This window comes from Rhodococcus sp. BH4 (assembly GCF_002079265.1).
Taxonomy (GTDB): domain Bacteria; phylum Actinomycetota; class Actinomycetes; order Mycobacteriales; family Mycobacteriaceae; genus Rhodococcus_F; species Rhodococcus_F qingshengii.
Window position 1 is genome coordinate 5,869,290 of record NZ_CP014941.1, and the last position, 23,439, is coordinate 5,892,728.

General features: G+C 61.7%; 24 protein-coding genes. 14 read left to right on the plus strand and 10 right to left on the minus strand.

All coding sequences use genetic code 11. The features are described from left to right. Positions 1 to 7: 7 nt before the first annotated feature. The 3 genes from A0W34_RS27250 (at position 8) to A0W34_RS27260 (ending at position 3,609) form a co-directional block, all read left to right on the plus strand. On the plus strand, positions 8 to 1,735 hold the full coding sequence (locus A0W34_RS27250; RefSeq protein ID WP_042921466.1) for an FAD-dependent oxidoreductase: 1,728 nt from the start codon (positions 8 to 10) through the stop codon (positions 1,733 to 1,735). Positions 1,736 to 1,948: 213 nt separating this feature from the next. Then, positions 1,949 to 2,422: a Zn-ribbon domain-containing OB-fold protein gene (locus tag A0W34_RS27255; RefSeq protein WP_007730419.1), complete on the plus strand. Its 474-nt coding sequence runs from the start codon at positions 1,949 to 1,951 to the stop codon at positions 2,420 to 2,422. After that, positions 2,419 to 3,609, plus strand: coding sequence for a lipid-transfer protein (locus A0W34_RS27260; protein WP_020909545.1), 1,191 nt, complete (start codon positions 2,419 to 2,421; stop codon positions 3,607 to 3,609). Before A0W34_RS27255 ends, A0W34_RS27260 begins: the two co-directional genes overlap by 4 nt. Before the next feature lie 30 nt (positions 3,610 to 3,639). Here the strand turns inward: A0W34_RS27260 and A0W34_RS27265 are convergent, their stop codons facing one another. Next, positions 3,640 to 4,446, minus strand: a complete 807-nt coding sequence (locus tag A0W34_RS27265; RefSeq protein WP_081558581.1) for an alpha/beta hydrolase — start codon at positions 4,444 to 4,446, stop codon at positions 3,640 to 3,642. Between the two features lie 99 nt (positions 4,447 to 4,545). On the opposite strand from A0W34_RS27265, the gene A0W34_RS27270 reads away from it, so the two are divergent. Beyond that, positions 4,546 to 5,562, plus strand: coding sequence for a helix-turn-helix domain-containing protein (locus tag A0W34_RS27270; RefSeq protein WP_223304470.1), 1,017 nt, complete (start codon positions 4,546 to 4,548; stop codon positions 5,560 to 5,562). Here A0W34_RS27270 and A0W34_RS27275 read toward each other — a convergent pair. Both A0W34_RS27275 and A0W34_RS27280 read right to left on the minus strand, forming a co-directional pair. Next, complete coding sequence (locus A0W34_RS27275; RefSeq protein ID WP_232329940.1) at positions 5,547 to 6,254, minus strand: ankyrin repeat domain-containing protein; 708 nt, start codon at positions 6,252 to 6,254, stop codon at positions 5,547 to 5,549. The two genes, A0W34_RS27270 and A0W34_RS27275, sit on opposite strands and share 16 nt — an antisense overlap. A 50-nt stretch (positions 6,255 to 6,304) precedes the next feature. Next, the gene (locus A0W34_RS27280) at positions 6,305 to 7,015 is read right to left on the minus strand and encodes a FadR/GntR family transcriptional regulator (RefSeq protein ID WP_047272293.1); all 711 of its coding nucleotides are present in this window, start codon (positions 7,013 to 7,015) and stop codon (positions 6,305 to 6,307) included. Positions 7,016 to 7,231: 216 nt separating this feature from the next. On the opposite strand from A0W34_RS27280, the gene A0W34_RS27285 reads away from it, so the two are divergent. From A0W34_RS27285 to A0W34_RS27305, 5 genes are all read left to right on the plus strand, one after another. After that, positions 7,232 to 8,671: an aspartate ammonia-lyase gene (locus A0W34_RS27285; RefSeq protein ID WP_058038379.1), complete on the plus strand. Its 1,440-nt coding sequence runs from the start codon at positions 7,232 to 7,234 to the stop codon at positions 8,669 to 8,671. After that, on the plus strand, positions 8,671 to 10,116 hold the full coding sequence (locus A0W34_RS27290) for an amino acid permease (RefSeq protein ID WP_007730398.1): 1,446 nt from the start codon (positions 8,671 to 8,673) through the stop codon (positions 10,114 to 10,116). The genes A0W34_RS27285 and A0W34_RS27290 overlap by 1 nt, the downstream gene beginning before the upstream one ends. Positions 10,117 to 10,131: 15 nt before the next feature. Further along, positions 10,132 to 11,094, plus strand: a complete 963-nt coding sequence (locus A0W34_RS27295; protein WP_081558582.1) for an asparaginase — start codon at positions 10,132 to 10,134, stop codon at positions 11,092 to 11,094. A gap of 175 nt (positions 11,095 to 11,269) precedes the next feature. Next, a complete protein-coding gene (locus tag A0W34_RS27300) occupies positions 11,270 to 13,969 on the plus strand; it encodes a helix-turn-helix transcriptional regulator (protein ID WP_081558583.1) in 2,700 nt (899 codons plus the stop codon). A gap of 14 nt (positions 13,970 to 13,983) precedes the next feature. Then, the gene (locus tag A0W34_RS27305) at positions 13,984 to 14,805 is read left to right on the plus strand and encodes a hypothetical protein (protein WP_081558584.1); all 822 of its coding nucleotides are present in this window, start codon (positions 13,984 to 13,986) and stop codon (positions 14,803 to 14,805) included. Here the strand turns inward: A0W34_RS27305 and A0W34_RS27310 are convergent. From A0W34_RS27310 to A0W34_RS27320, 3 genes are read right to left on the minus strand one after another with little or no spacing between them, the layout of a single operon-like run. Next, the gene (locus tag A0W34_RS27310; protein ID WP_081558585.1) at positions 14,797 to 16,497 is read right to left on the minus strand and encodes a SulP family inorganic anion transporter; all 1,701 of its coding nucleotides are present in this window, start codon (positions 16,495 to 16,497) and stop codon (positions 14,797 to 14,799) included. The genes A0W34_RS27305 and A0W34_RS27310 overlap by 9 nt on opposite strands. After that, complete coding sequence (locus A0W34_RS27315; RefSeq protein ID WP_042451601.1) at positions 16,494 to 17,207, minus strand: GAP family protein; 714 nt, start codon at positions 17,205 to 17,207, stop codon at positions 16,494 to 16,496. The genes A0W34_RS27310 and A0W34_RS27315 overlap by 4 nt, the downstream gene beginning before the upstream one ends. Before the next feature lie 15 nt (positions 17,208 to 17,222). Further along, positions 17,223 to 17,882, minus strand: coding sequence for a GAP family protein (locus A0W34_RS27320; protein WP_007730384.1), 660 nt, complete (start codon positions 17,880 to 17,882; stop codon positions 17,223 to 17,225). Positions 17,883 to 18,140: 258 nt separating this feature from the next. On the opposite strand from A0W34_RS27320, the gene A0W34_RS27325 reads away from it, so the two are divergent. Next, a complete protein-coding gene (locus A0W34_RS27325) occupies positions 18,141 to 18,353 on the plus strand; it encodes a hypothetical protein (RefSeq protein WP_003943015.1) in 213 nt (70 codons plus the stop codon). 95 nt (positions 18,354 to 18,448) lie between these two features. On the opposite strand, the gene A0W34_RS27330 is transcribed toward A0W34_RS27325, so the two are convergent. After that, positions 18,449 to 18,865, minus strand: a complete 417-nt coding sequence (locus A0W34_RS27330; protein ID WP_003943077.1) for a DUF7144 family membrane protein — start codon at positions 18,863 to 18,865, stop codon at positions 18,449 to 18,451. A 275-nt stretch (positions 18,866 to 19,140) separates the two neighbouring features. Here A0W34_RS27330 and A0W34_RS27335 point away from each other — a divergent pair, with 275 nt between their 5' ends. Continuing rightward, positions 19,141 to 19,293, plus strand: a complete 153-nt coding sequence (locus tag A0W34_RS27335) for a hypothetical protein (protein WP_007730382.1) — start codon at positions 19,141 to 19,143, stop codon at positions 19,291 to 19,293. Between the two features lie 54 nt (positions 19,294 to 19,347). Here A0W34_RS27335 and A0W34_RS27340 read toward each other — a convergent pair whose 3' ends face one another. Together A0W34_RS27340 and A0W34_RS27345 are read right to left on the minus strand one after the other, a co-directional pair. After that, positions 19,348 to 20,019 (minus strand): cation transporter, encoded by a 672-nt coding sequence (locus A0W34_RS27340; RefSeq protein ID WP_232329941.1) that lies wholly within the window; start codon positions 20,017 to 20,019, stop codon positions 19,348 to 19,350. Beyond that, positions 20,019 to 20,363 carry an ArsR/SmtB family transcription factor gene (locus tag A0W34_RS27345; RefSeq protein WP_003943224.1) on the minus strand — a complete coding sequence of 115 codons (345 nt, stop codon included), beginning with the start codon at positions 20,361 to 20,363 and terminating at the stop codon, positions 20,019 to 20,021. The genes A0W34_RS27340 and A0W34_RS27345 overlap by 1 nt, the downstream gene beginning before the upstream one ends. Positions 20,364 to 20,487: 124 nt before the next feature. Between A0W34_RS27345 and A0W34_RS27350 the strand changes: the two genes are divergently transcribed. Next, positions 20,488 to 21,258, plus strand: coding sequence for an acyl-[acyl-carrier-protein] thioesterase (locus A0W34_RS27350; RefSeq protein WP_007730372.1), 771 nt, complete (start codon positions 20,488 to 20,490; stop codon positions 21,256 to 21,258). On the opposite strand, the gene A0W34_RS27355 is transcribed toward A0W34_RS27350, so the two are convergent. Further along, on the minus strand, positions 21,249 to 21,845 hold the full coding sequence (locus tag A0W34_RS27355; protein WP_039973153.1) for a CHAP domain-containing protein: 597 nt from the start codon (positions 21,843 to 21,845) through the stop codon (positions 21,249 to 21,251). The genes A0W34_RS27350 and A0W34_RS27355 overlap by 10 nt on opposite strands. Positions 21,846 to 21,976: 131 nt before the next feature. On the opposite strand from A0W34_RS27355, the gene A0W34_RS27360 reads away from it, so the two are divergent. Together A0W34_RS27360 and A0W34_RS27365 are read left to right on the plus strand one after the other, a co-directional pair. Continuing rightward, complete coding sequence (locus A0W34_RS27360) at positions 21,977 to 22,492, plus strand: toxin-antitoxin system HicB family antitoxin (protein ID WP_007730367.1); 516 nt, start codon at positions 21,977 to 21,979, stop codon at positions 22,490 to 22,492. Positions 22,493 to 22,557: 65 nt separating this feature from the next. Further along, positions 22,558 to 23,433: a DUF4097 family beta strand repeat-containing protein gene (locus tag A0W34_RS27365; RefSeq protein ID WP_064113610.1), complete on the plus strand. Its 876-nt coding sequence runs from the start codon at positions 22,558 to 22,560 to the stop codon at positions 23,431 to 23,433. Positions 23,434 to 23,439 lie beyond the last annotated feature (6 nt).

A 23,439-nucleotide genomic window follows, 5' to 3' on the forward strand; every position in this document is an offset into this window, starting at 1 on the left:
TAGCGCCATGCCACACGTAGTCACGCAGTCCTGTTGCAGCGACGCCTCGTGCGTCTACGCCTGCCCGGTCAACTGCATCCATCCGACGCCGGACGAGCCGGACTTCCTCACCGCCGAGATGCTGCACATCGATCCGCAGGCCTGCGTCGACTGTGGCGCATGCGTCTCGGCCTGCCCGGTCGACGCCATCGTCCCCGAGTCGAAGCTGACCGACCCGCAGCGAGTCTTCCTGTCCATCAATGCGGACTTCTACAAGGAAGAGCGACCCAGGCCGCTTCTCGCCAAGGTCATCCCGGCAGCCCACGTCGACAAGGGCCGACCGCCGTTGCGCGTTGCGATCGTCGGTTCCGGACCGTCGGCGATGTACGCCGCGGACGAGTTGCTGACTCAGCCTGACGTGCAGGTCAACGTCTTCGATCGCCTTCCTGTGCCTTACGGCTTGGTTCGCGCCGGCGTTGCTCCGGACCATCAGAAGACCAAGCAGGTCACTCGCTTGTTCGACAAGATCGCCGCACAAAAGGGTTTCGAGTTCTACCTCAACGTCGAGATCGGCAAGCACATCTCGCACAGCGAACTGCTCGAAAATCACCATGCGGTGCTCTACGCAGTCGGCGCTTCGTCCGACCGTGGTCTCGGCATTCCGGGCGCTGATCTGCCTGGCACGGCCTCGGCCACCGACTTCGTAGCCTGGTACAACGGCCACCCCGATCACGCCGACGACGTCTTCGACCTCTCACATCGCCGCGCGGTCATCATCGGAAACGGAAATGTCGCGCTCGACGTCGCTCGCATTCTGACGGCCGATCCCGAGAAGTTGGCCGGTACCGACATCTCCGCTCACGCACTCGCCGCTCTGCGGAAGAGTCGCGTCGAAGAAGTTGTCATCGTGGGTCGACGCGGAATCGCGCAGTCCGCGTTCACGGTCCCCGAGTTCACCGGCCTGATGGCACTGCCGGACATCGAACTCTCTGTCGGACCCGACGACATGGTTCTCGACTCGGCCACCGAAGAACTGGCAAAACGCGGCGAACTCCCGCATGCCGTCGAGCAGAAGTTGCGTCTCCTCGAAGCCCTGAAGAACCGCGATCACGTCGACGTCGGCAACAAGCGCATCACGTTGCGCTACCTGCTCACGCCGACCTCGATCACCGGCGACGATCAGGTCAGCGGAATCGAGTTCGCTCGCAACGCTCTTGTCGACGCAAACGGAACCGTGCAGATCGAAGCAACCGGCGATACTGAGACCATCGATACCGGCTTGGTCCTCACCTCGATCGGCTACCGCGGAGTGCCCATCCCCGGCGTCCCGTTCGACGAGCGTGCGTCGGTCATTCCGAACGAGAACGGCCGAGTCCTCGAAGCTCCGAACGGTGATCCCGCCACCGGGGTCTACGCGACCGGTTGGATCAAGCGCGGACCGAGTGGGTTCATCGGCACCAACAAGTCCTGCGCGCAGGAAACGATCAGGATGCTCGTCGACGACTTCAACGACGGACGCCTGACCAACCCGGTCGCCGACGACTCCGCAGTCGATCGTCTGGTCCGGGCGCGACAGTCCGACGTCGTCGACCGCGAGGGCTGGCATGCCATCGACAAGGCGGAACTGGAACGCGGCGCTGCGCACGACCGTGTCCGCGAAAAGGTTCTGGATCAGGTCGAGATCACCTCCATCCTCGACGCTGCGGCCCGGGTGAAACCGACGCGTCGATTCGGTCGACCCGTTCGCGCTCGCTGATCCGCTACAGGTAAACAGCTACTTTCACGCACACGGCCCCGCCTGCAGACTCGTCTGCCCGGCGGGGCCGTCTGCGTTCCGGCAGCGTCCCACTCAGCGAAAATTTTTGCCCGTCAGCGGCCGAAATCGTGTAATACTGCAACCTGTTCCAGTAAGCGGCACAGCGGGCCCACGATCCCCCCGGATCAGGCTCGCCAACCAGATGAGGATTGCATGAGCGAGACTGCAACGCCGGCGCCGAACGGGAGTGTGACGCCTGCAGTAGAGGGTTGGTTCACCACCGGCGACGAACCTGCTCTGATCGGCACGAAGTGCCAATCCTGCGGCACCATTTCCTTCCCTCGTGAGGCGACGTTCTGCAAGAACCCGAGCTGCTTCAGCGAGGAGTTCGACGACGTGGAACTCTCCCGCCGCGGCACTGTCTGGTCGTACACCGACGCGCAGTACCAGCCCCCGCCGCCGTACATCCCGCGCTCGGATCCGTACGAGCCTTTTGCTCTCGCAGCAGTCGAACTGCCCGAGGGCATCGTCATCCTCGGCCAGGTGGCCGACGGATTCGGCGTCGACGATCTCAAGGTCGGCAATACCGTCGAATTGGTTGTCGAGCCGCTGTACACGGACGAAACCGGAGTACGTACGACGTGGCGCTGGAAGCCTGTCGCCGCCGATCAGGAGTTGCAGTCATGAGCAAGGACGTCGCAGTACTCGGTGTCGGTATGCACCCCTGGGGCAAGTGGGGGCAGTCGTTCGTGAAATACGGCGTTGCGGCCGCTCGCGCCGCGCTCGCCGATTCGGGTGTGAATTGGCAGGATGTCGACTTCATCGTCGGCGGCGAGACCGTCCGCAACGGGTACGGCGGATACGTCGCCGGAGCCACCTTCGCCCAGGCACTCGGCTGGAACGGCGCTCGCGTCGCCACGTCGTACGCCGCGTGTGCGACGGGAGCCCAGGCACTCGACACCGCTCGCGCACGAATCCTGGCCGGCCTCAGCGAAGTTGCCCTGGTCGTCGGCGCCGACACCACGCCGAAGGGCTTCCTCGCTCCCGTCGCCGGTGAGCGTTGGGACGACCCGGACTGGCTGCGCTTCCGCCTCATGGGTATGACCAACCCGGCGTACTTCGCGCTCAACGCGCGTCGTCGCATCGACCTCTACGGCGCCACCGCGGAGGACTTCGCCAACGTGAAGGTCAAGAACGCCAAGCACGGACTCAATAATCCGAATGCGCGCTACCGCAAGGAAGTCACCGTCGAGAACGTGTTGGCCTCCCCCGTGGTGTCCAATCCCCTTCACCTGCTCGACATCTGCGCGACGTCCGACGGCGGCGCCGCAATCTTGCTGACGTCGATGGAATACGCCCGCAAGATGGGCATCGCGGAACCTGTTCGCATCAAGGCTATTTCGACGGTCACGCCGACGTTCCCCCAGACGATCATGGACATGCCGAACTTCTCCACCGATTCCAGCTCCGCCGTTCCCGCTCCGGAGCGCACGTTCAAGGAATCCATCGGCTACGCCGCATACGAAGAGGCCGGGATCTCTCCCGAGGACGTCGACGTCGCCGAAGTCTACGACCTCGCTACCTCCGTGGAACTGGACTGGATCGAAGACCTTGCCCTCTGCAAGCGGGGCGAGGCCGAGCACCTCCTGCGTGCGGGTGACACCAGTATTGGAGGCCGCATCCCGGTCAATCCGTCCGGCGGTCTCGCGTGCTTCGGCGAAGCCGTTCCCGCACAGGCACTTGCGCAGGTGTGCGAGCTCACTTGGCAGCTTCGTGGACAGGCCGAAGGCCGTCAGGTCGAAGGCGCCCGCATCGGTATCACCGCCAACCAAGGTCTGTTCGGACACGGCTCCTCGGTAATCGTTTCCGCCTGACCCTGTTCTACTTTCGTGGCGGTCGCACACTCACCCGTGAGCGGCCGCCACGATCACGTCTGCCACTGCCCCTGGCCGGGAAACCAGCGATGCGTGCGAGGTCGGGAGTTCGCTGGTGTTCGCGCCCATCCGGTTTGCCATGAACCGCTGCGCCGATGCTGGGATCACGCGATCCTCACCGGCAACCAGATACCAGCTCGGTGTGTTCGCCCACGACGGTGGCCCGCCGAGCTCGAGGTTCGCCCACAAAGCCGCAGACTTCTGATGCGCCAACATCGTTGCCGCTGTCTCGTCGGAAACATCCTGAGCGAAGACGGAATGGAAATACTCGTCCGTGACGTAGCCGTCGACGTTCTTCCCGCCGATCGCGTGAGGATCGTCGACGATCTTCAATCCCAGAGCCGGAGGAAGCAATTGGCTGCCAGGAAACCTGATGGGATCGATCGTGATCTGCACCGGCTCACCCTGAACCGGAGCAAACGCCGCGATGTACACCAACGACTGCACCTTCGGGTCGTGAACATTGGTGATCACCGCGCCGCCGTACGAGTGTCCGACGAGCACGACAGGTCCGTCGATGTCCGCAACCGTCTTCTCGATCACGGACGCGTCGTAAGCGGGCCCGCGTAGAGGATTGTCCGGCGCCATGACGCGATAGCCACGCGAACGTAGGTCGGCGGCAACGCCGTCCCAACTGGTCGCGTCGGCAAAAGCGCCGTGGACGAGAACGACGGTTGGCTTGGGGCTCGCCACCGCAGCGCCGGAGCCGAAGATCACTCCAGCCGCGACTGTCATGAGTAACGCCAGAACTGCGGTGAATACACGTGAGATCTTCATGCGTTTCCTTCACTCTCGTCGAAAAGCGAGAAACTGCGGTAGGCCGGGACACGCCCGTTTCGATCCTAGAAATACCTGCTGCGACGGACGTGACTGTCCGTGCAGACTTTTGAGCTCACACTGCAGAACTTCTGGTTGAGCGTCCGCATCGCGGGGTATCAGGGCTGCATGGCTTTGCTCCTGGATACTTCCGTGTTGGAGCCTGACCAACGCGCGGACGCCTTTGTCGACGCGATGGGTCGTGCCTCGGTCCCGTGTGCAATCCACTTGGAGAACCCGGAACGGGTGAGCGCGAGAATGAACGTGTGGAACCTCGGTGCAGCATCACTGTTCCGCTCCGAGTCGACCGGTATGCGGTTGACCCGAACACCACGTCACGTCCGGTCCGCGTCGATGCCCGTCCTTGCGATTGCCCTGCAGGAGATCGGGATCGGCCATCTAGATCAGCACGACGAACAACGCAGAGTGCCCGCCGGTGAGCTGTTGATGACGGACCTGACGTCGACCTACGATTTCTCCTGGCCGGGAACGGGCGCTTCCCAGTGCCTCTACGTTCCGATGGATCGGCTGGGACTGCCGATCGACACCGTGCGGGACGCAGCTACCCGGCCTCATCACAGCAATCTGTACCCCGTGATGATCGCGCACGTTCGTGAATTGTTCCGCAGCGCCGCTCTGTTGGAGACCGATCCTGCCGCCGAACAATTGGGCGAGGCCTCGATCGAACTCGCACGTGCTTTGGTCGCTTCGATCGCACATGCGAATCCTGACGCATCCGCTCCGAGATCGGCCCTTGCCATGACTTCGATCCGTCGATACATCCGTGAACACCTTCACGATCCGACACTGAATCCCGCACGAATTGCTCACGCCCACAACATCTCACTGCGACAGCTGTACAAGATCTGCTCGGACAACGGCTTTCGGATCGAACAGTGGATCATCACCCAGCGCCTGCAGAAGGCTCGGGACGAACTGGCTCGACCCGCTACCGTCGATCTGCCGATCGCGACCGTTGCGCACCGGGCGGGGTTTGTCGACGCCGGACACTTCAGCCGACGCTTTCGACAGGCCTACGGGCTGAGCCCGACTCGTTGGCGTCAGCTCCGCGATTGAAGCAGCGCCACAACGTCTGACTGACCACGACTTTCGGCATTGTCCAACGCGGTCTTCCCCGATGCATCCCGGATCGAGGGATCTGCCCCCGCGTCGAGAAGCTGAGTGATCACGTCGATATAGCGCGCCGAACCATCGCCGTACACAACGGCTTCGAGTAGCGCCGTCCACCCGGGATCGTTGACGTGATTGACCGGAACCCCGGCAGCAATCAGCATCCGGACGGTCTCGACATGCGCGTGTTCACTCGCGGGAATCAGCGCCGTACCGCCGTAACGGTTCACGCTGTCGACGTCCGCGCCGTGGGCGAGCGTGAGCGCCAGAATCTCGTTCAAACCCTCGGCTCCGGAATACAGGAAGGCCGAATCCTGCATGGAATCCTTCGCGTTCACGTCTGCTCCGGCAAGAATCAACGTAGAAGCCGCAGCGACGGCGTTGTTCTTGGTGGCCTCGACGAGTGGAGTCCGTTCGCCCTCGCCGCGCGCTTCGATGTTCGCGCCGGCAGTCAGGGCAGCGGTAACAGCTGCGGGATCATTGCGGTCCACAGCATCGAAGAGCGCGCGTTCGGATTCCGGCGTCGATGGTGGATTTACACCCGTAGGCGGTACAGCTGCCGTTGTTGGTGCTGACGCCGCGGTTGTCGGCGTCAGCGGGGTGTCGGACGAACTGCAGCCGGCCAACGCCCCGGTCACTGATACCGCGAGGATAACGCAGACGAGGACAGACCTACCCGGAAGCGCCGTCACAGCGGATTACTTTCTTGGACAAGAGTTTCAAGCGTCATCCTGACGGCGTCCAGATGTTCGGCCATCGCCCTGGAGGCGTGGTCGTAACTGCCGGATGCGATTCCTTCGACTATTCGTTCGTGTTCCTCGTTCGACCTTTCCTGGCGACCGGCAACAAGATTGAGTGTCTCGGACTGCCTTGTCAACGCTTCACGAATATCGACGATTACCGACTCGAAGACCCGATTCCTACTGGCTTTCGCGATCAGTCCGTGGAACTGCGCATCGAGTGCGACCCATACGAGCGGATCATCCTCGTCACGCATCTGCTGGACCAGTCCGCGGAGGGCCGTCAACTCCTCCCCTGTGTGCCGTTGGGCAGCCCATCCTGCGGCCGGAATTTCGACATGCGGCCGCGCTTCGACCAACTCGTTGGCCGCGTAGCTGCCGAAGTCGAGGTCTCGCGCTATCGAATCGCTGACGACGAAGGTGCCGAGCCCGGATTTCGTCTCGGTGAGCCCGAGGGCATGGCACGAGCGCAGGGCTTCACGGATGACCGATCGACTGACCCCGTGTCTTTCGGCCAGGGACGCCTCGGACGGGAGACGCTCTCCGACTGCCAGTTCGCCGGAGGTTATTGCGGCACGGAGGTCGGCGAGAACCGCCTCGGCAGCACTCACCCGCGAGGCGACGGGTCGCCTGGTGGCCCAGCTGTCTGACAGGTTCATGCCGTCATTGTTGCGACTGTCGAAGACCCGCGTCAAACATCGCACCTGATGAAGGGTTGACGTGCCGGAGTGAGCGAGGTAACAATTACACCTGTCAGACAGCCTGATAGCCCGATAGCTGGGCGGGACTATAACTCGACCGTCAGCGCTGCGATCCCGAAATACACCCACCGCGCAGAGTGATGCTTGCGCGAAGAGACACGAGGAATTGATCAAGTGCTCGAAACGCGAACAGAACACGATCTGCTCGGCGATCGCGAGGTTCCAGCCGATTCGTACTGGGGTATCCACACCTTGCGCGCAATGGAGAACTTCCCGATCACTGGTCGAACAATCTCCACGAACCCGCATCTGATCCGCGGCATCGCTTACGTCAAGTGGGCCGCAGCCAGCGCAAACGAAAAGCTGGGCATCCTCGACCGCCCGCGCGCGGAGGCCATCTCACAGGCATGCAAGGAGATCGTGGACGGGCGGTGGCACGAACAGTTCGTGGTGGACGTCATCCAGGGTGGCGCCGGCACGTCGACGAACATGAATGCGAACGAGGTCATCGCCAATCGCGCGTTGGAAATCCTCGGCCACCAGCGCGGCGACTACGAACGGCTTCACCCCAATGAACACGTGAACCTGAGCCAATCGACCAACGACGTCTACCCCACGGCCGTGAATATCTCGACGATCTTCGCGATCGATGACCTGCTGGATGCACTTCTTACACTCCAGAACGCATTCACGACCAAATCTCTTCAGTTCGCCGACACAGTGAAGATGGGACGCACCCAACTGCAGGACGCCGTGCCGATGACTCTGGGTCAGGAGTTCGGCACCTACGCGGTCATGATCGAGGAGGATCGGGCGCGTCTGGCTGAGGCCGCTCTTCTCGTTCACGAGATCAACCTCGGCGCGACTGCTATCGGCACTGGCCTCAACGCACCCGCCGGCTACGCCGAGGTGGCCTGTTCCGACCTGGGCGCACTGACCGGACTGCCGCTGGTGTTGGCAACGGATCTGGTCGAAGCGACCCAAGACGTGGGCCAGTTCGTCCACCTCTCCGGCGTCCTCAAGCGGGTCGCTGTGAAGTTGTCCAAGGTGTGCAACGATCTCCGACTGCTCTCTTCGGGCCCGCGAGCGGGATTGAACGAGATCAATCTTCCACCGGTGCAGGCAGGTTCGTCGATCATGCCGGGCAAGGTCAACCCTGTCATTCCCGAAGTCCTCAATCAGGTCGCGTACGAAGTCATCGGCAACGACGTGACGATCACGATGGCTGCGGAATCCGGTCAGCTCCAACTCAACGCTTTCGAGCCGATCATCGTGCACTCACTGTCCGAAGGAATGCGACACCTCGGTGCGGCTTGCCGCATTTTGGCGGACCGGTGCGTACTCGGCATCACGGCTAACACCGAACTGCTGCGCGCCCGAGTCGAAGACTCCATCGGCCTCGTCACCGCGCTCAACCCCTACATCGGATATACCGCGTCCACTCGGATCGCCCAGGAGGCGTTGATTTCCGGGCGTCGCGTCGCCGATCTCGTAATCGAAGCCGGCCTGCTCGACCGCGAGGAACTCGATCGGTTGCTCAGCCCCGAACATCTCGCCAATCTCCGCGTTTCGGGGGAGAAGCCTCATGCCACCGCTGTTGCGGAGGAGGTTTGATGACCGTCGAACGGGAAGAGACAGGCCGCGCCGAAGTTGCCACTGAGGAGGATCTCGGATATCAGAAGGCGCTCGGCCCCAGACAAATTCAGATGATCGCGATCGGTGGCGCGATCGGAACCGGCCTTTTCATGGGGGCGGGAGGGCGACTGCAACAGGCGGGCCCGGCCTTGGTTCTCGTGTACGCGCTGTGCGGATTCTTCGCGTTCCTGATCCTGAGGGCGCTCGGCGAACTGGTGATGCACCGACCGACTTCCGGATCCTTCGTTTCCTACGCACGCGAATTCTTCGGCGAAAAGATGGCTTTCGCTGCGGGCTGGTTGTACTGGATGAACTGGGCAATGACTGCCGTGGTCGACGTCACGGCTGTGGCGTTGTACATGAACTTCTTCAAAAAGTACTGGGCGCCACTGGGACACATCGATCAGTGGATGTTCGCTCTGATCGCGGTGTTGCTGGTTCTCGGACTGAATCTCGTGTCCGTGAAAGTCTTCGGAGAGTTGGAGTTCTGGTTCGCGTTGATCAAGGTCGTGGCCTTGACCGCATTCCTCGGGTTCGGTGTCTATTTCGTACTCTTCGGCACGCCCATCGAAGGGCATTCCTCCGGATTCAGCCTGATCGCCGACAACGGTGGGCTGTTCCCCAACGGAATACTGCCGGCAGTCGTGGTGATTCAGGGCGTCGTGTTCGCCTACGCTTCAATTGAACTCGTGGGGACCACGGCTGGAGAGACCGAAAATCCCCGGAAGGTGATACCCAAGGCGATCAACACAGTGATCATTCGGATCCTCGTCTTCTACGTGGGGTCGGTCCTGCTGCTCTCACTGTTGCTCCCGTACACCGAATACCACGCCGGTGAAAGTCCATTCGTCACATTCTTCGGTTCGATCAACATCCAAGGCGCAGATGCGATCATGAATCTGGTCGTTCTCACGGCGGCGTTGTCTTCCCTCAATGCCGGATTGTATTCGACCGGACGAATACTCCATTCGATGGCGACGGCCGGTTCGGCGCCTGCCTTCGCTGCCAGAATGAACAAAGCCGGAGTGCCATACGGGGGAATCGCACTCACCGGCGTGGTCATCCTGTTCGGCGTCGGGCTCAATGCTGTTGTCCCAGCGCAGGCCTTCGAAATAGTCCTCAATCTTGCGGCACTGGGCATCATCAGTGCATGGGCGGTAATTGTGCTGTGCCAGTTGAGGCTCTGGCAACTTGCGAAACAAGGCAAAGTCACTCGCCCTTCCTTCCGCATATTCGGCGCACCGTACACCGGGATCGCGACACTGGTCTTTCTTGCGGTCGTTATCGTGTTGATGGCATTCGACAACCCTGTTGGAACGTGGACCGTCGGATCCATCGCGATCATCGCACCGCTCTTGATGATTGGTTGGTACGCCGCCAGGAATCGTATTCGCGAGTTGGCCATCCACCACCCCGCAGCTTGACGTGAAAGGACCACAGTGTCGAAAGTCGCAGTTGTCACTACCGGTGGCACCATCGCCAGCACCCGGGATGCGCATGGAATCAGCCGGCCCGCAATCACCGGTGCAGATCTGGTCGGCAACGAGCAGACCGACATCGAGCTTCGAGTCGTCGACGTGATGTCGAAGGACAGCTCGAGCATGACCTTCGCGGACATGGATCGTGTTCGCGACGCCGTAGCCGATCAATTGAAAGATCCCGGACTCGACTCGGTGGTCGTGCTTCACGGCACCGACACGATGGAGGAAACTGCGTTCTTGTTGGACCTGCACCACGACGACCAACGCCCGGTGGTCTTCACCGGCGCGCAGCGCACTTTCGACCATCCCGAATCCGACGCTCGTTCGAATCTCGCCGCGGCGATCTCAGCCGGACTGGACATCTCGTCACACGGGCGTGGTGTCCTCATCGCCTTCGGCGGTTCGGTCCATCCAGCCGCAGGTACGCGAAAGTCCGATACGACGGCACTCGATGCCTTCCGCCGCGTGCACATCGATCAGCTCCTGCTGCGTACTCCCGAACCATTGCCGTGGCATCCGATTTCGGATACCCGCGTCGACATCATCGCCGTATATCCCGGGGCAGACCGCGTACAGATCGACGCCTGCGTGCACGCCGGGGCGCAGGGACTTGTTCTCGACGGACTCGGTTCGGGAAATGCCAATCCGACGATAGTCGAGGCCGTACGAGACTGCGTAGGCGCTCACATTCCGGTAGCCGTGACAACTCGGGTGCCCTCGGGGCCAATCTCCCCGGTTTACGGTGGCGGTGGTGGCGGGCACGACTTGATCGCCGCAGGCGCTGTATTTTCCACCGATCTTCGAGCCGGGCAGGCACGTGTACTTCTGGCAGCCTTGTTGTCAGATCCGGATCTCGTGGGCCTGGAAAAGGTATTCGACCGCTATTCGAGGTTTGCTCGCACCCCGCCGTTCGGGCGGTAGAACTGGCGACACCATTCATTGTTCGAAATTCACTCCGCTAAATCAGGGACTTTGGTCCGAATATTCGACTTGGACGCTTATTTGGTGTCCGAATTGGGTAGTTTCACATCATCTAACTCGTTCAAAATTTCGATCCAGCGGTCACGTCCAGTGCAGCCAGTCGAACAGGAGTCGGATGAGCAGCCCATTTCGTGATGCCGCTGCAGTAACGCTCGACGCGTCTCACCGCGTCGGGCAAGCGCACGTGCCAGGCGCCGCACTCAACGGTCGTTTTCACCCGCCAACTGCCGTGAAAGGACTGGTGGCGCGTCCGCGCCTGCACCGCAAACTCACCGCATCCACTGCCACCAAAGGCTCAGGCCCCGGGCCTGTCGGGTTGCTCTCGGCTCCGGCCGGTGCGGGGAAGACCCTACTTCTGGCCGATTGGGCTCGCGAATATTCCCGAGCCTCCCCTGATGTTGCGCTGGCCTGGCTGACGTTGGCCGAGCGCGACAACAACGTGTCGATACTGTGTGAATACCTCGCCGAGGCGATCGCGACCTCCGTCGATGCGGCCCGCCAGAGGCTCCCCGTGCAGACCGGATCCAGGCCGCCCGTCGAGCAGTGGCTCGCGCACTTTGCGGAAACCCTCGAAACGCACGAGCGCCGAACAACGTTGATCCTCGACGACGTTCACACCCTCCACGATCCGATGTCGATCGGTCTCCTCGACCGGATACTCACACAGACCCCGGGCAACCTGTCGATTATCGTTGCCGCCCGCTACGAACCACCGCTCACGTGGCATCGTCTGGCTCTCGACGGCCGACTCACCCGCTTTGCATCCACCGATCTCGCTTTCGATCGCTCCGAGATCACCGCGATATTCGGCGAGTACGACATCACGCTGCGCGACGACGAACTCGCAATCGTCGAGAACTTCACCAAGGGGTGGGGCGCCGTCGTTCGCCTGACCGCCGCGTTTCTGGCCGGCCGCAGTGACATCGGCGATGCACTGAACGAGTTCACGCACACACCCCGCCCGATCGCCGACTTTCTCGTCGACGAGGTACTGACGTCCTTGCCCGAACATGTCACCTCGTTCATGTTGCGAACATCGGTGGTCGATTCTTTCTCCGCCCAACTGGCGGAAACTCTGACGGACTCGAACGCTCTATCCGAGATCGACTCGCTGATTCAGTTCAACTTCCCCGTGACCCGTACCGATTCCGCCGACCACACAACGTGGTTCAGCTATCACCCTCTCTTGCGCGAGCACCTTCGGGCAGAGTTCCGTCGCGTCGATCACGTCGAGAGAAACCGCGTACACCTGCGAGCAGCAAGCTGGTTCGAAAGCAATCACTTCGAACTCGAGGCGCTCGAACTCGAGGTGTCGATCGGAGACCCACACCGCATTCTCGCGTTTCTCGAACGCTGCGGGCTGGGCCTCGTACTCGACGGGCACTGCGGGGACGTCGTGCGAGTCCTGGAATCGGTGTCGACGCAGGTTTCGGAATCCCCGATCACCCGACTGGTGCTGGCGGCGGCCGCCCTCCACTCCGGTGACGTGACCTCGGCGACCACGTGCCTCGATCTTCTCGAGGCAACTCATCCACCGATTGCAGAAGATCCATTGTTCCTGGCGATGAGCCTGGAAATCTCCTGCGTTACGGCGACTTCCGACAACGAGCCGCTGGCGGCACGTCTGGAGCGGCGTCAGAAAAGCACCCACTCCGACATCGAAGCCTACGCACACATGGAATTGGCGACGGCACACTTACTGCGACGTGAGTTCGACAGGGCGACTGTCGAATACACTCAAGCCGTCGCACTCGGGACAATACGGGGCAGGGCGCGATTCGTCTTGAAGTCGCTGACCGGACTGGGCTACGTAGCTTCTCTCAGCGGAGACATCGGGGCGATGAGGGCTCACTCCGTCTACGCTCTCGACTACGCGGTCGAACATCGCATCACGACGACTGCGGAGTACGAGTTGTCCGCGTCGGTGGCCGCCTTTGCCACATATCTCTGCGCTTCGAGCGAACTCCCGTACCGCATCCCGACAATCGGAAACTACCGGAGCACAGACGTTCTCGGCGCCAGCGCGCCGGTGTTCGGGTGGCACTCCGTCGTAACCTTCGGCCTTCACAGTCTCGACGGCTCGACCGACCGACGCTCGACCGCCGCCGATGTCCGCGACGCGATGCTCAGCGCGATCGAATTACGTACCTTTGCGTTCGCGACCTTGGCTCTTCTACCACCCGTCGTCCACGCATGCCTTTCCGTCGGCGAAGTGGAATGGGCAGCGAGACTCGTGCGTGACGCAGCCGATCAATTCGGAGAAACGTCGGAGATACATCTCGCACGGGGTGCCGTCGCCTTCTCGTCCAACAAGTTCGCGGAAGCACTCGTCGAAGTTTCCGAAGCTCTCGGGTCCTCCGAAATCCCGTTGCTCGCACATCACGTCTACGCCTGGACACTCGAAGCCGGGATCCACGCTGCAACAGGTCACGAGCGCAAGTCGTTTCGCTCCCTCCACAAAGCGCTGCGCGCCTCGGAAGCCGGTAGCCTGCTACGCCCCTTCCTCGACTACGGCGCATCCCTGCGGCCGGTGTTCGACGAGTTCAGTGGACATTTCGGCGATCAGGAAGCATTTGCCGAACAGGTACGTAGCCGCATTCGCCCACAAGAATTGGTGAGTGCACCGATCCTCACGCCAGGCGAATACACCGTGCTCCGTGAACTGGCTTCCGGAGACACCACCGAGTCCATTGCCGACACGCTGTTCCTTTCCGTCAACACCATCAAGACGCATCTTCGCGGGATCTATCGCAAGTTGGAAGTGAGCAACCGACGCGACGCGCTCAAGGCTGCGCGACGCGGCGGACTCATCTGAGCAAGACTGCTTCCATGCCCCCGAAGCTGTATTCCGATACGCGCGATCGATTGACCGTGTGGGCGAGACGTACACCCAGTCGACGGTTGGCGACTGATGCAACCATCGGGGTCTTCGAAGTCGGGCTCGTGGACAGCGCCATGACTTTGGCGGCCCAGGCCTTTACGTCATTGCTCCCGGTCATGATTGCAGCGTCGACCTTGGAGAAGCTGAAGCCGTTGGCTGATGCCGCCAAAGACGAGCTCGGCGTCCAACTCCCCGACACCGTATTGACCAGTACCTCTACCGCGGCAGCGTTCGGGATTGTCGGCTTGCTCATGCTGCTGATCAGTTCCACGTCCTACGCTCGCGCTCTCGGCCGGATGTACGGACGGATCTGGAGGGTGCCGACGGCGACACTCCGTCAGGCGTGGCGGTGGTTCGCGGTAGTGTGCGTCGTGGCCGCGTCGGTGGTCGGTGCGGCCCTGTGCCGTGAACTGAATGGTGTTCCGGGAGTAGGCAGAGTCCTGGAGTTCACAGCGGTCTACGTCGTGTGGGCACTCGTGTGGACAGCCGTGCCCATGCTGCTGACGGCCAATCGCATGACCACTCGAATGTGCGTCGGGTCAGGATTGCTCACCGCGACGGGCCTGACCGGACTGCACGTGGCCGGCACTCTTTTCCTCCCCCGAATGACAAAGACGTCGCAGGACGAGTTCGGTCTTCTGGGCGTGATGTTCACCGTCATCGGCTGGCTGTTCATCTTCTCGGCCATCGTGGTTGTCGCGTCGTCGATCGTCGGATCAGTGGCCAAAGATTCCGGTCCCCTGGGAATCTGGCTACGGACATCACGCTGAGGTGTTGTCTCGACCTGCAAGCGCTTTCGAGACGGTCGGATAGACGTCGACCTTCAGCGCGCCCTGGTCGGCACCGGACAGAACGTCGCGGAACTGCCCGATGTCGCGTGCCACTCGGAAGCTCACATTTCTGCGTGCCAACGAATCTCGAAGCTGAGCCAACATCTGCGCAGCGCTGACGTCGATGAACGGTGACGTCTCGGCGTCGAGAACGACCATGGTGGTGCCGGCGGTCACCAGACCGGTGATCTGATCACGCACGTGATCGGCATTGGCGAAGAACATCCCCGCTTCGACCCTGACCACTACGACGCCGTCGAGTGTCTTCAGATCAGGATGCCCACTGATGTCGACCCAGCGCGTGCCGTCCTTGGCCAGAGCGGCCACGTGCGGTTTGGAGACCCGATACAGGAGCAGCAACATCGAGACGGCGATTCCGATGATCAGACCGGGCAACGTGTCGAAGAGGAGAACCCCGAACATCGCCGCGATCGCCGCCGCGAAATCGGCCCGGGCAGCGTGCCCGTAGATACTGCCCAACCTCTTCGTCCACACCCGGTACAGCGCTGCGAGGGAGGCGAAATCGACCAGTTCGATCACTGCTGCGATGACCACAGCCGAGAGCGTCGCCTCTGGCAACTTCTCGAACAGGCCGGTGAGAAACAGCAGTGTCACCAGCGTCAGCGCCGCGACCACCAGTCCGCTGACCTGAGATTTGGCGCCCGCTCCTCCGTTGACGGCGGTCTTCGACAGGCTGCCGTTGACCACCATTCCCGAGCAGAGACCCGATCCGAGATTGGCCGCACCCAGTCCTGCCAGTTCACGATTGGCGTCGATGGTGTAGCCGGCTTTGGCCGCGTATGTCTTTGCAGCGCCAAGACCTTCGGCGAAACCGATGAGCAGAACGCCGACCGCAGGTCCGACCAGGTCGAGGTAGTCCTCGGCTCCCACACCACTCGGCAGACCCATCGACGGCAGGCCCGAGTCGATGTGTCCGACAATGTCGATGCCACGATCGTCGAGGCCGAACAACGCTACTGCGGTAATGCCCAGCAGCACGACGAGGAGCGAACCCGGTACGAGCGGAAGCCATCGCTTGACGCCCAGGACCATTGCCAGGCTGAGCAATCCGATGATCACGGTCGGTAGGTCGACCTCACCCAGTTCCTTCACCACTGTCCACGTCTGGACGAAGAAGTTTCCCTCCCCCTTGTCCACGCCCAGGAGTTTGGGTACTTGACCGATGATGATCGTGAGCGCCAGACCGACGATGAATCCCTTGAGAACCGGCTCGGAGATGAAGGACGCGATGAATCCGAGGCGCATGAATCCTGCGAGCAGTCCGACGAGCCCGGTCACGATCGCCAATGCCGCCGACAGCGCGATGAATCGGCCGTCGTTTCCTGAAGCCAATGGCGCAATCATCGCCGCGGACAACGCTGCGGTCGCCGACATCGGCCCGACGATCAGATGGCGCGAACTGCCGGCTGCTGCATACAGAATCAATGACGGAACCGCAGCATAAAGCCCGACCACCGGCGGAACTCCGGCGATGGTGGCGTACGCGAGCGCTTCCGGAACAAGGACAGCCCACACCGTAAGGCCCGCAATGATGTCGGGGCGAAGCCAAGCGCGTTGATAGTCGGACAACGACCCGAAGACCCACCAGGTCCGCGTGTGCGGAGCACTCATAGTCCTTGCACCCCTTTACTGATCTGCATCGCCGCGATCAGGACGAGGAGCCCGACGTTCAGCAAGTGCGTGTTGGTGGCTATCCAGGTGCGGATCTTCAGCAGCGGTTCGGTTGCCTCGTCCTTCTTGATCAGCAGGAGGGCAACAGGTACCGCGACCGAGGTCACGGACACCAGCGAGAAGATCACGGCCGAGACGATCTGCGACGTCGGTGCCACGGTGCTGAGACGAAGGTTCATCGCTGCTGCGATGGCACACGACATGTCGATGGGGTTGAGAACGAACAGCGCGAAACCGAGCACACCGGATCGCATTGGTTGGAAGTGCTCAACCGATTGCAGCATCTTCGGCAGCTGAGGGGCCGCAGCCACAACGTCGCCAGGGGCAACTGCAGCCGCCATCGCCTGAACCCCGCGACGACTGCGTGAGTAGACGAACCAGGCACCCGCCAGCAGAGTTGCCCCGAGAACGAGATGGATGATGGGCACCCACAGCGGAGGGTGTGTGCGCTGATGAACCTGGAGTGCGGTCAAGATGACGTACGAACCGGCCAGCGCGACAACTATTCCGAGATACCACCCGATCAGGTACGCAATGCTGTTGATACGCGCTCGTTCGGAAAACAGTACGGCCACAACGGCGACAACCGCCAGCGGGCTCATGATGATCCCGAGCGCCAGCGGGATCTGTTGCAGTAGCAGCGATCCCATAACTACCTCCAGTTGTCAGAGACCGCCGATGCCCTTGCCGATGAGAACAACACCGATAACCAGGATCAACACACTCATCACCGTGGCGTTGTTTTCCTGCAACCACACCTTCAGCTTGGCCAGCGGACCACGCAGTCGCTCCGCGGCAACGAGGTAGCCGATCACGGGCACGCACACTGTGCAGGCCGCGATGATCGTGAAAACCAGAATGGCGACAACAACTTCTCCGGAGCCCAATGACGCGGATCCGATCGAGATTCCGGCCGCGATACACATCATCAGATTCTTCGGATTGATCGCAGCCAGAGCGAAGCCCAAGCCGAGGCCTTTGACAGCGGTCATGTCATCGATGGCGTGCATCCACTTCGGGGTTTCGTGCTCGCCTCCGCGTCCGCGCCATTGCTTGACTCCGAACGCAAGAAGCAATACACCCAACGCCAGCTTGATCCACGACACTGTCGCTGACGGATCACCTTCGGAGTCACCGAGCTTGCTGGACAGAAGCACGAAGATCACGGTGGCGACGACGATTCCCAGTATCCAGCCCAGCGCGAACCCGACGCTCGTGCTGCCGGCACGCTTGGACAACAACATCAAGATTGCCGCGATGATCGGGATCGGCGATACCGCAACGCCGACCGCGAGGGGTAACAGATCCCCGATGACAGATCCCATGCCGACCTCTTCTCTCTCCCGGTCGACACTAGGGGTGGCGACTCTACGGAGCCTCACACAAAAGGGATGAACGGACCCGCGACGACATTCACCCGTAGGGGATGACGCCCCGAGCGCGTACGGGAGTAAGACTGGATCCCACGGATGCGGAGTCCTGGATCGGGCAGCGACGCCGATTGCACTTGACGACATGCGATTTCGAGGCTCGGAGCGCTGCCTTCTCGAACCTCATGGCCCTACGAAATGGAGCGGATACTGATGAATGCTCCCACTCGGTATCAATTCCTCATCGACGGCGAAGTGTCGGACCGCGTCAAGGCCGCATTTCCTGAACTCAGTGTCGCCAGTGCGGCCGGCGGGTTCACCAGTTTGTACGGACCCGTCGCGGACCACACGGCTATGCGGAGCATCATGGCCCGTCTCGATTCCCTCGGCCTGACCGTCGCCGAAATGCGTCGACTCCCAGACTGATCCGAGCCACACCCTGTCGAAATGTCCCACGCACGAGCGATGGTCCCGACCGAGTCGACTCGGTCGGGACCAACTGCTCTCGGGTTGTTCGGTGCCTAGACTCTGTCCCTGTCCCAGGTCGCGACCGCCCAGATCACAACGACATCGAGCGCGATGACCAGGATCGACCACAGTGGGTAATACGGCATCCACAAGAAGTTGGCGATGATCGAGAGCGACGCAATGACGATTGCCGCCGCCCTGGCCCACACTGCACCGGTGAAGAGGCCGAGGGCCACCACGATCCCGATGATGCCCAAGATGATGTGGATCCAACCCCACGTCGTGATGTCGAACTTGTACGTATAGTTGATACCCACGACAAACAGATTGTTGTCGGCAACGGCCGCGATGCCCTGAAGCAGAGCGACAATGCCTGCGGTGAGCAGCAGAATTGCTGCTGCAAACGTCGTACCTACCGCGAAACCCTGCCGGACAGGGTGATTCGCGGGTTCCCGCGGTGGAGCAGTCATCAGCGTTCCTTTCGACAGAATGCACTTCCCTTACTCAGTCTCGAGGGGCTGGAAGGCGAAAACATCACCCGTCGCGGATGAACCGCAGGTCACCGACCCGTACCCGCTTGCCGGGATCGCAAACCAGGCTTGACACCCTTTTCCTCGACTGAACACAGGCTGTGGCGTACTTGTGGGGGTGTTCACTCAGCTGAACCTGTGCCCACTCAGCAGTAGTCGCACTCGTCATCGCTCTCCGACACGTCTTCGACGTTCAGCCGGGTGGGTGGACGCGGATGCATGACCGCTTCACGGTTACGGCCCCCTTCGGGGCGCTCGGACACCTGGCACTGAGGTTGGCTGTCGGCCCGTATCTGCGGCGCCTTCTCGAGCAACGCGCCGCGCACATCAAGGGCCGCGCAGAAGTCGGCACGCCTTTCATCGAGTGAACACCCGCTCTGACGCACCGCAGCGAGTGCTCACTCGACAAAACCTGTGTTCACTCAGCAGCAGTCGCACTCGTCACCGCTCTCGGGCACAGCCACAACCGGGCAGCACGGATCACCCTTCCACGCGTTGATGCCTTCTTTCACCGCGATGACGGCGATGACCAGTGCAGCAATCGGATCCGCCCACGACCAGCCGAGCAGCGAGTTGAGCAGCAAACCGACCAACAAGACAGCAGAGAGGTAAGTGCAGAGCAGCGTCTGCTTCGAATCCCCGACCGCCGACAGCGAACCCAACTCCCGACCCGCTCGGCGTTGCGCATAGGACAGGGCCGGCATGATCACCAAACTCACCGCAGCCAAGAGTATTCCGACGCTCGTGTGCTGAGCTTCCCCCAGACCGAACAGCGACCGAATCGCGTCGAACGAGACGTACGCAGCGAGCCCGAAGAACGAGAATGCGATCACTCGCAGTGCCGCCTTCTCACGGCTCGTCGGATCCGGCGCCGAGAACTGCCAGGCAACAGCTGCCGCCGAGGACACTTCGATCACCGAATCGAGGCCGAAACCGAACAGTGCTGCGGACGACACTCGTGTGCCCTCCGCCAGCGCGATGATCGCTTCGACGACGTTGTAGCTGATCGTGATCGCCACGAAGATGCGAATTCTTCTCGACAAGAGCGCACGCCGGTCAGTCGAGAGCCCGACACCGTCAACGGGCGCAACCATCAGCAGCACCCCTCTGATTCGCTGTCCGGGCAGTACGACGGATCCACCGCGAGTACGACCCCGAGCAGGTCGTCGAGAGCCTGACCGATATGTGCGTCGGCGAGTTCGTATCTGGTCCGGCGCCCTTCCGGGACGGCCACCACCAAGCCGCAACCGCGCAGGCACGCCAGATGGTTGGACAGCTTCTGCCTGGTCACAGCAAGTGTTTCAGCGAGGTCGGACGGATACCGCGGGGCGGTCTTCAGTTCGAGCAGTATCCGTGTCCGAGTCTCGTCGGACAGTGCATGCCCGAACCTCGCAAGCACCGCCACGTTGGTCACCACATCTACGCCCTCGATATCCATACATGCGACAGTACATCGAAAACTGGATTCAGAAAACGATGAACTCCGATGGTTCAAGATCCCACCATCGGGTAACGCAAGCGTGAAGCCACCCAACCAAGCGAACACCGGGAGCCCACATCCGATGAACCGTACAAAAGTCGACGACCACGTAGCGCTGGCCGAACTACCGACAACCGGAAGCATCTTCCAGGCCTCGTGGCCGGTGCGTACGGGTGACATCCACACCGACAAACAACTGCGCCTCGACGCGATCGCGCGCTACCTCCAAGACGCGGGCTTCGATAATCTCGTCGACCGCGGCGCCATGGATACACACCCGCTGTGGATGGTACGAAGAACGGTGATCGATGTACTCGAACCGGTCGTCTGGCCGGATCGAGTTCACCTGCAGCGCTGGTGTTCAGGCCTGTCGAACAAGTGGTGTTCGATGCGAGTTCGCATCAGATCCGATGGCGGCGGGTTGATCGAAACCGAGGCGTTCTGGATCAACATCGACCCGAAGACGGGAATGCCGGCATCCATCAGTGAGAAGTTCACCGCTGCCCTGGCATCAACGGCCGTGGACCAGCATCTTCACTGGCGTCGGTGGATCGACCCGACCCCGGACACGACGCCGTCAGCGGATACGCCGTTCCCGTTGCGCTCGAGCGATTTCGACCCCTTCGATCACGTGAACAACGCAATCTACTGGCAGCCCGTGGAAGATGCGCTGCCCGACAGATTACGAAGCGGGCCCTTTCGCGCGATCCTCGAGTACACCCAGCCCATCAAGAGAGGTGAGCAGGTGAGCGTGCGAACCGGCACGAACACGCTGCACATCGACGCAGGCGACGAGGCACGTGCGTCGGCGCGGTGGTTCGCCTTGTCTCCGAAGAGCAACGATCAGGGGTGAAGTTTTCCGAATCCCACGACGGCAGAGTCGGATTGCCAGTCCAGATCATGAACCCGCACCTTGCCGAACTCGTTGCCGCCAACCGTGACCGCAGAGTTGCCGTCCACTGCCACAACGATGTTGGTGTGCTGACCGACCCATCTCGAACTGTCGTAGATCACCACATCACCCACATTCGGGGTGTACCCGCTGCCGTTCTCGGCGTACGCGCCGATCCCTTGGTAATACTCCTGCAAGGTGTACACCCCCGGGATGCGCCAACTTCCGGAGTTCGGGTTGGACAACGGTCGACCCGCTTCCCTCATGATCCAGCTGACAAAGTCGGCGCACCACTCTTCGTCGATGCCGTCGGAATAGAAGGTGCCCGGACGGTCCTGCTCATGCTCGGATTGCAGTAGCTCGAGCACCCGACCTTGATCAGACGTGAGCGCACTCGCGTCCACCGCCGGGAACTCAGCCGTGTCCCAGGGCAGGTACCGCGATGGTGCGATCGCGACGACCACCACCCCAACCACGATCACGACGCCGAGCACCCCGGCAATCCAGAGCACGATGCGGCGTCGGCGGTTCGATTCGGCAGGACTCACCCTTACGAGTGTGCCAGCCTGCCGCGGACCGAATCGCCAACCACCCCGATGACCTGGCAATTCTCACCAAATTCACACGAATGTGCCACCAAACTATTGCGGTGGCACCAAAGTGGTGCCATAGTGATGCCATGGACTTGACACCGTACGTAGACAACCTTCGCCACGAACTCGCGGTGGCGGCCGAAGCAGGCGGAGAAGACGCAAAGGCACTCGCCGATCGTTTGACCGCACCGCTGGAATCAGCAGTGCGACTCACCCTTCTCGACGCATTGTCTGCGGCAGCCGCCGAGATCACGCGTGACCTCGCCCCGGGTTCGGTGGACCTGCGCCTGCGGGGACGCGAACCCGAATTCGTGGTGGCACCAGCCATCAGTGAACCGGTTCCAGCCCCCGTCGAAGAGGACCCGACTCCGGCACCGCGCCCCGTCACGGAGTCCGACGACGCCTCGATGACTCGAATCAACCTGCGGCTGGGGCAAGACCTCAAAGACCGGATCGAGGCGGCGGCCCGGGAAGCCGGGATCTCCGTCAACGCGTGGCTGGTTCGCTCGGCTGCAACGGCTCTGGAAGGCGGCGCGAACAGAAGCACTCCGAGACAGCGCACGTCCCAAGGTTCCGAAAGCTTCAGCGGCTGGGTGCACTGACACCGGCTTCATCTTTCGCACCACCCTCTTTCATCAACCGAGACAACCTCATCGGGAGTATCACCATGCCTACATTCAGCACACCTGACCCCATCACCTTGAACTTCGACGTGGCAGTCGGACACATCCGGATCACGGCGAGCAGCCGCAACGACACTGTCGTGGAAGTGTTGCCCAGCAACTCGTCTCGCGAGGTCGACGTTCGAGTCGCCGAACAAACACGCGTCGAATTCGCAGGTGGCCGGCTGCAGATCAAGACTCCGAAACAGCGCGGCCTCGGCATCTTCGGGAAGACAGGATCTGTGGACATCTCCGTTCAGCTTCCCTCCGGCTCGGAACTCGAAGGCACTGCCGCAGTTGCCAACCTCCGTAGCGAAGGCACTCTCGGACGATCACGGGTGAAGGTTTCCGCGGGCGATTGCACACTGGAAACCACCGGGCCGCTCAACGTCAGCACCGGGGCCGGCGCGATCATCGTCGAGCACGTGGCCGGTGACATCGACACGAGCACCGGGTCCGGAAGCATCCGCATCGGCCGCGTCGACGGCAACGCGGAGGTCAAGAACTCCAACGGCGACATCAACATCGGCACGATCACCGGCGCACTGAAGGCGAAGACCGCCAACGGAAGCGTCGCCGTCGAGCATGCCGAATCCGATGCGAGCGCCGCAACCGCCAACGGCGACATCCGCTTCGAGGCCATCGAGAGTGGAGTCGTATCCGCCAAGACGGCCGCCGGACGAATCCATATCGGTGTTCGATCCGGAACCGCCGCGCGATTCGACGCTCATACGTCCTTCGGCCGCGTCGACAACCAGATGAATGCCACGCACGGTCCGGCTTCCACTGAACGCCGGGTAGACGTCCGGGCACACACCAGTTACGGCGACATCGTCATTCGACGTTCGGAGCCTCGAGAAGAATCCAACAAGAAGATCTAGCGAAAG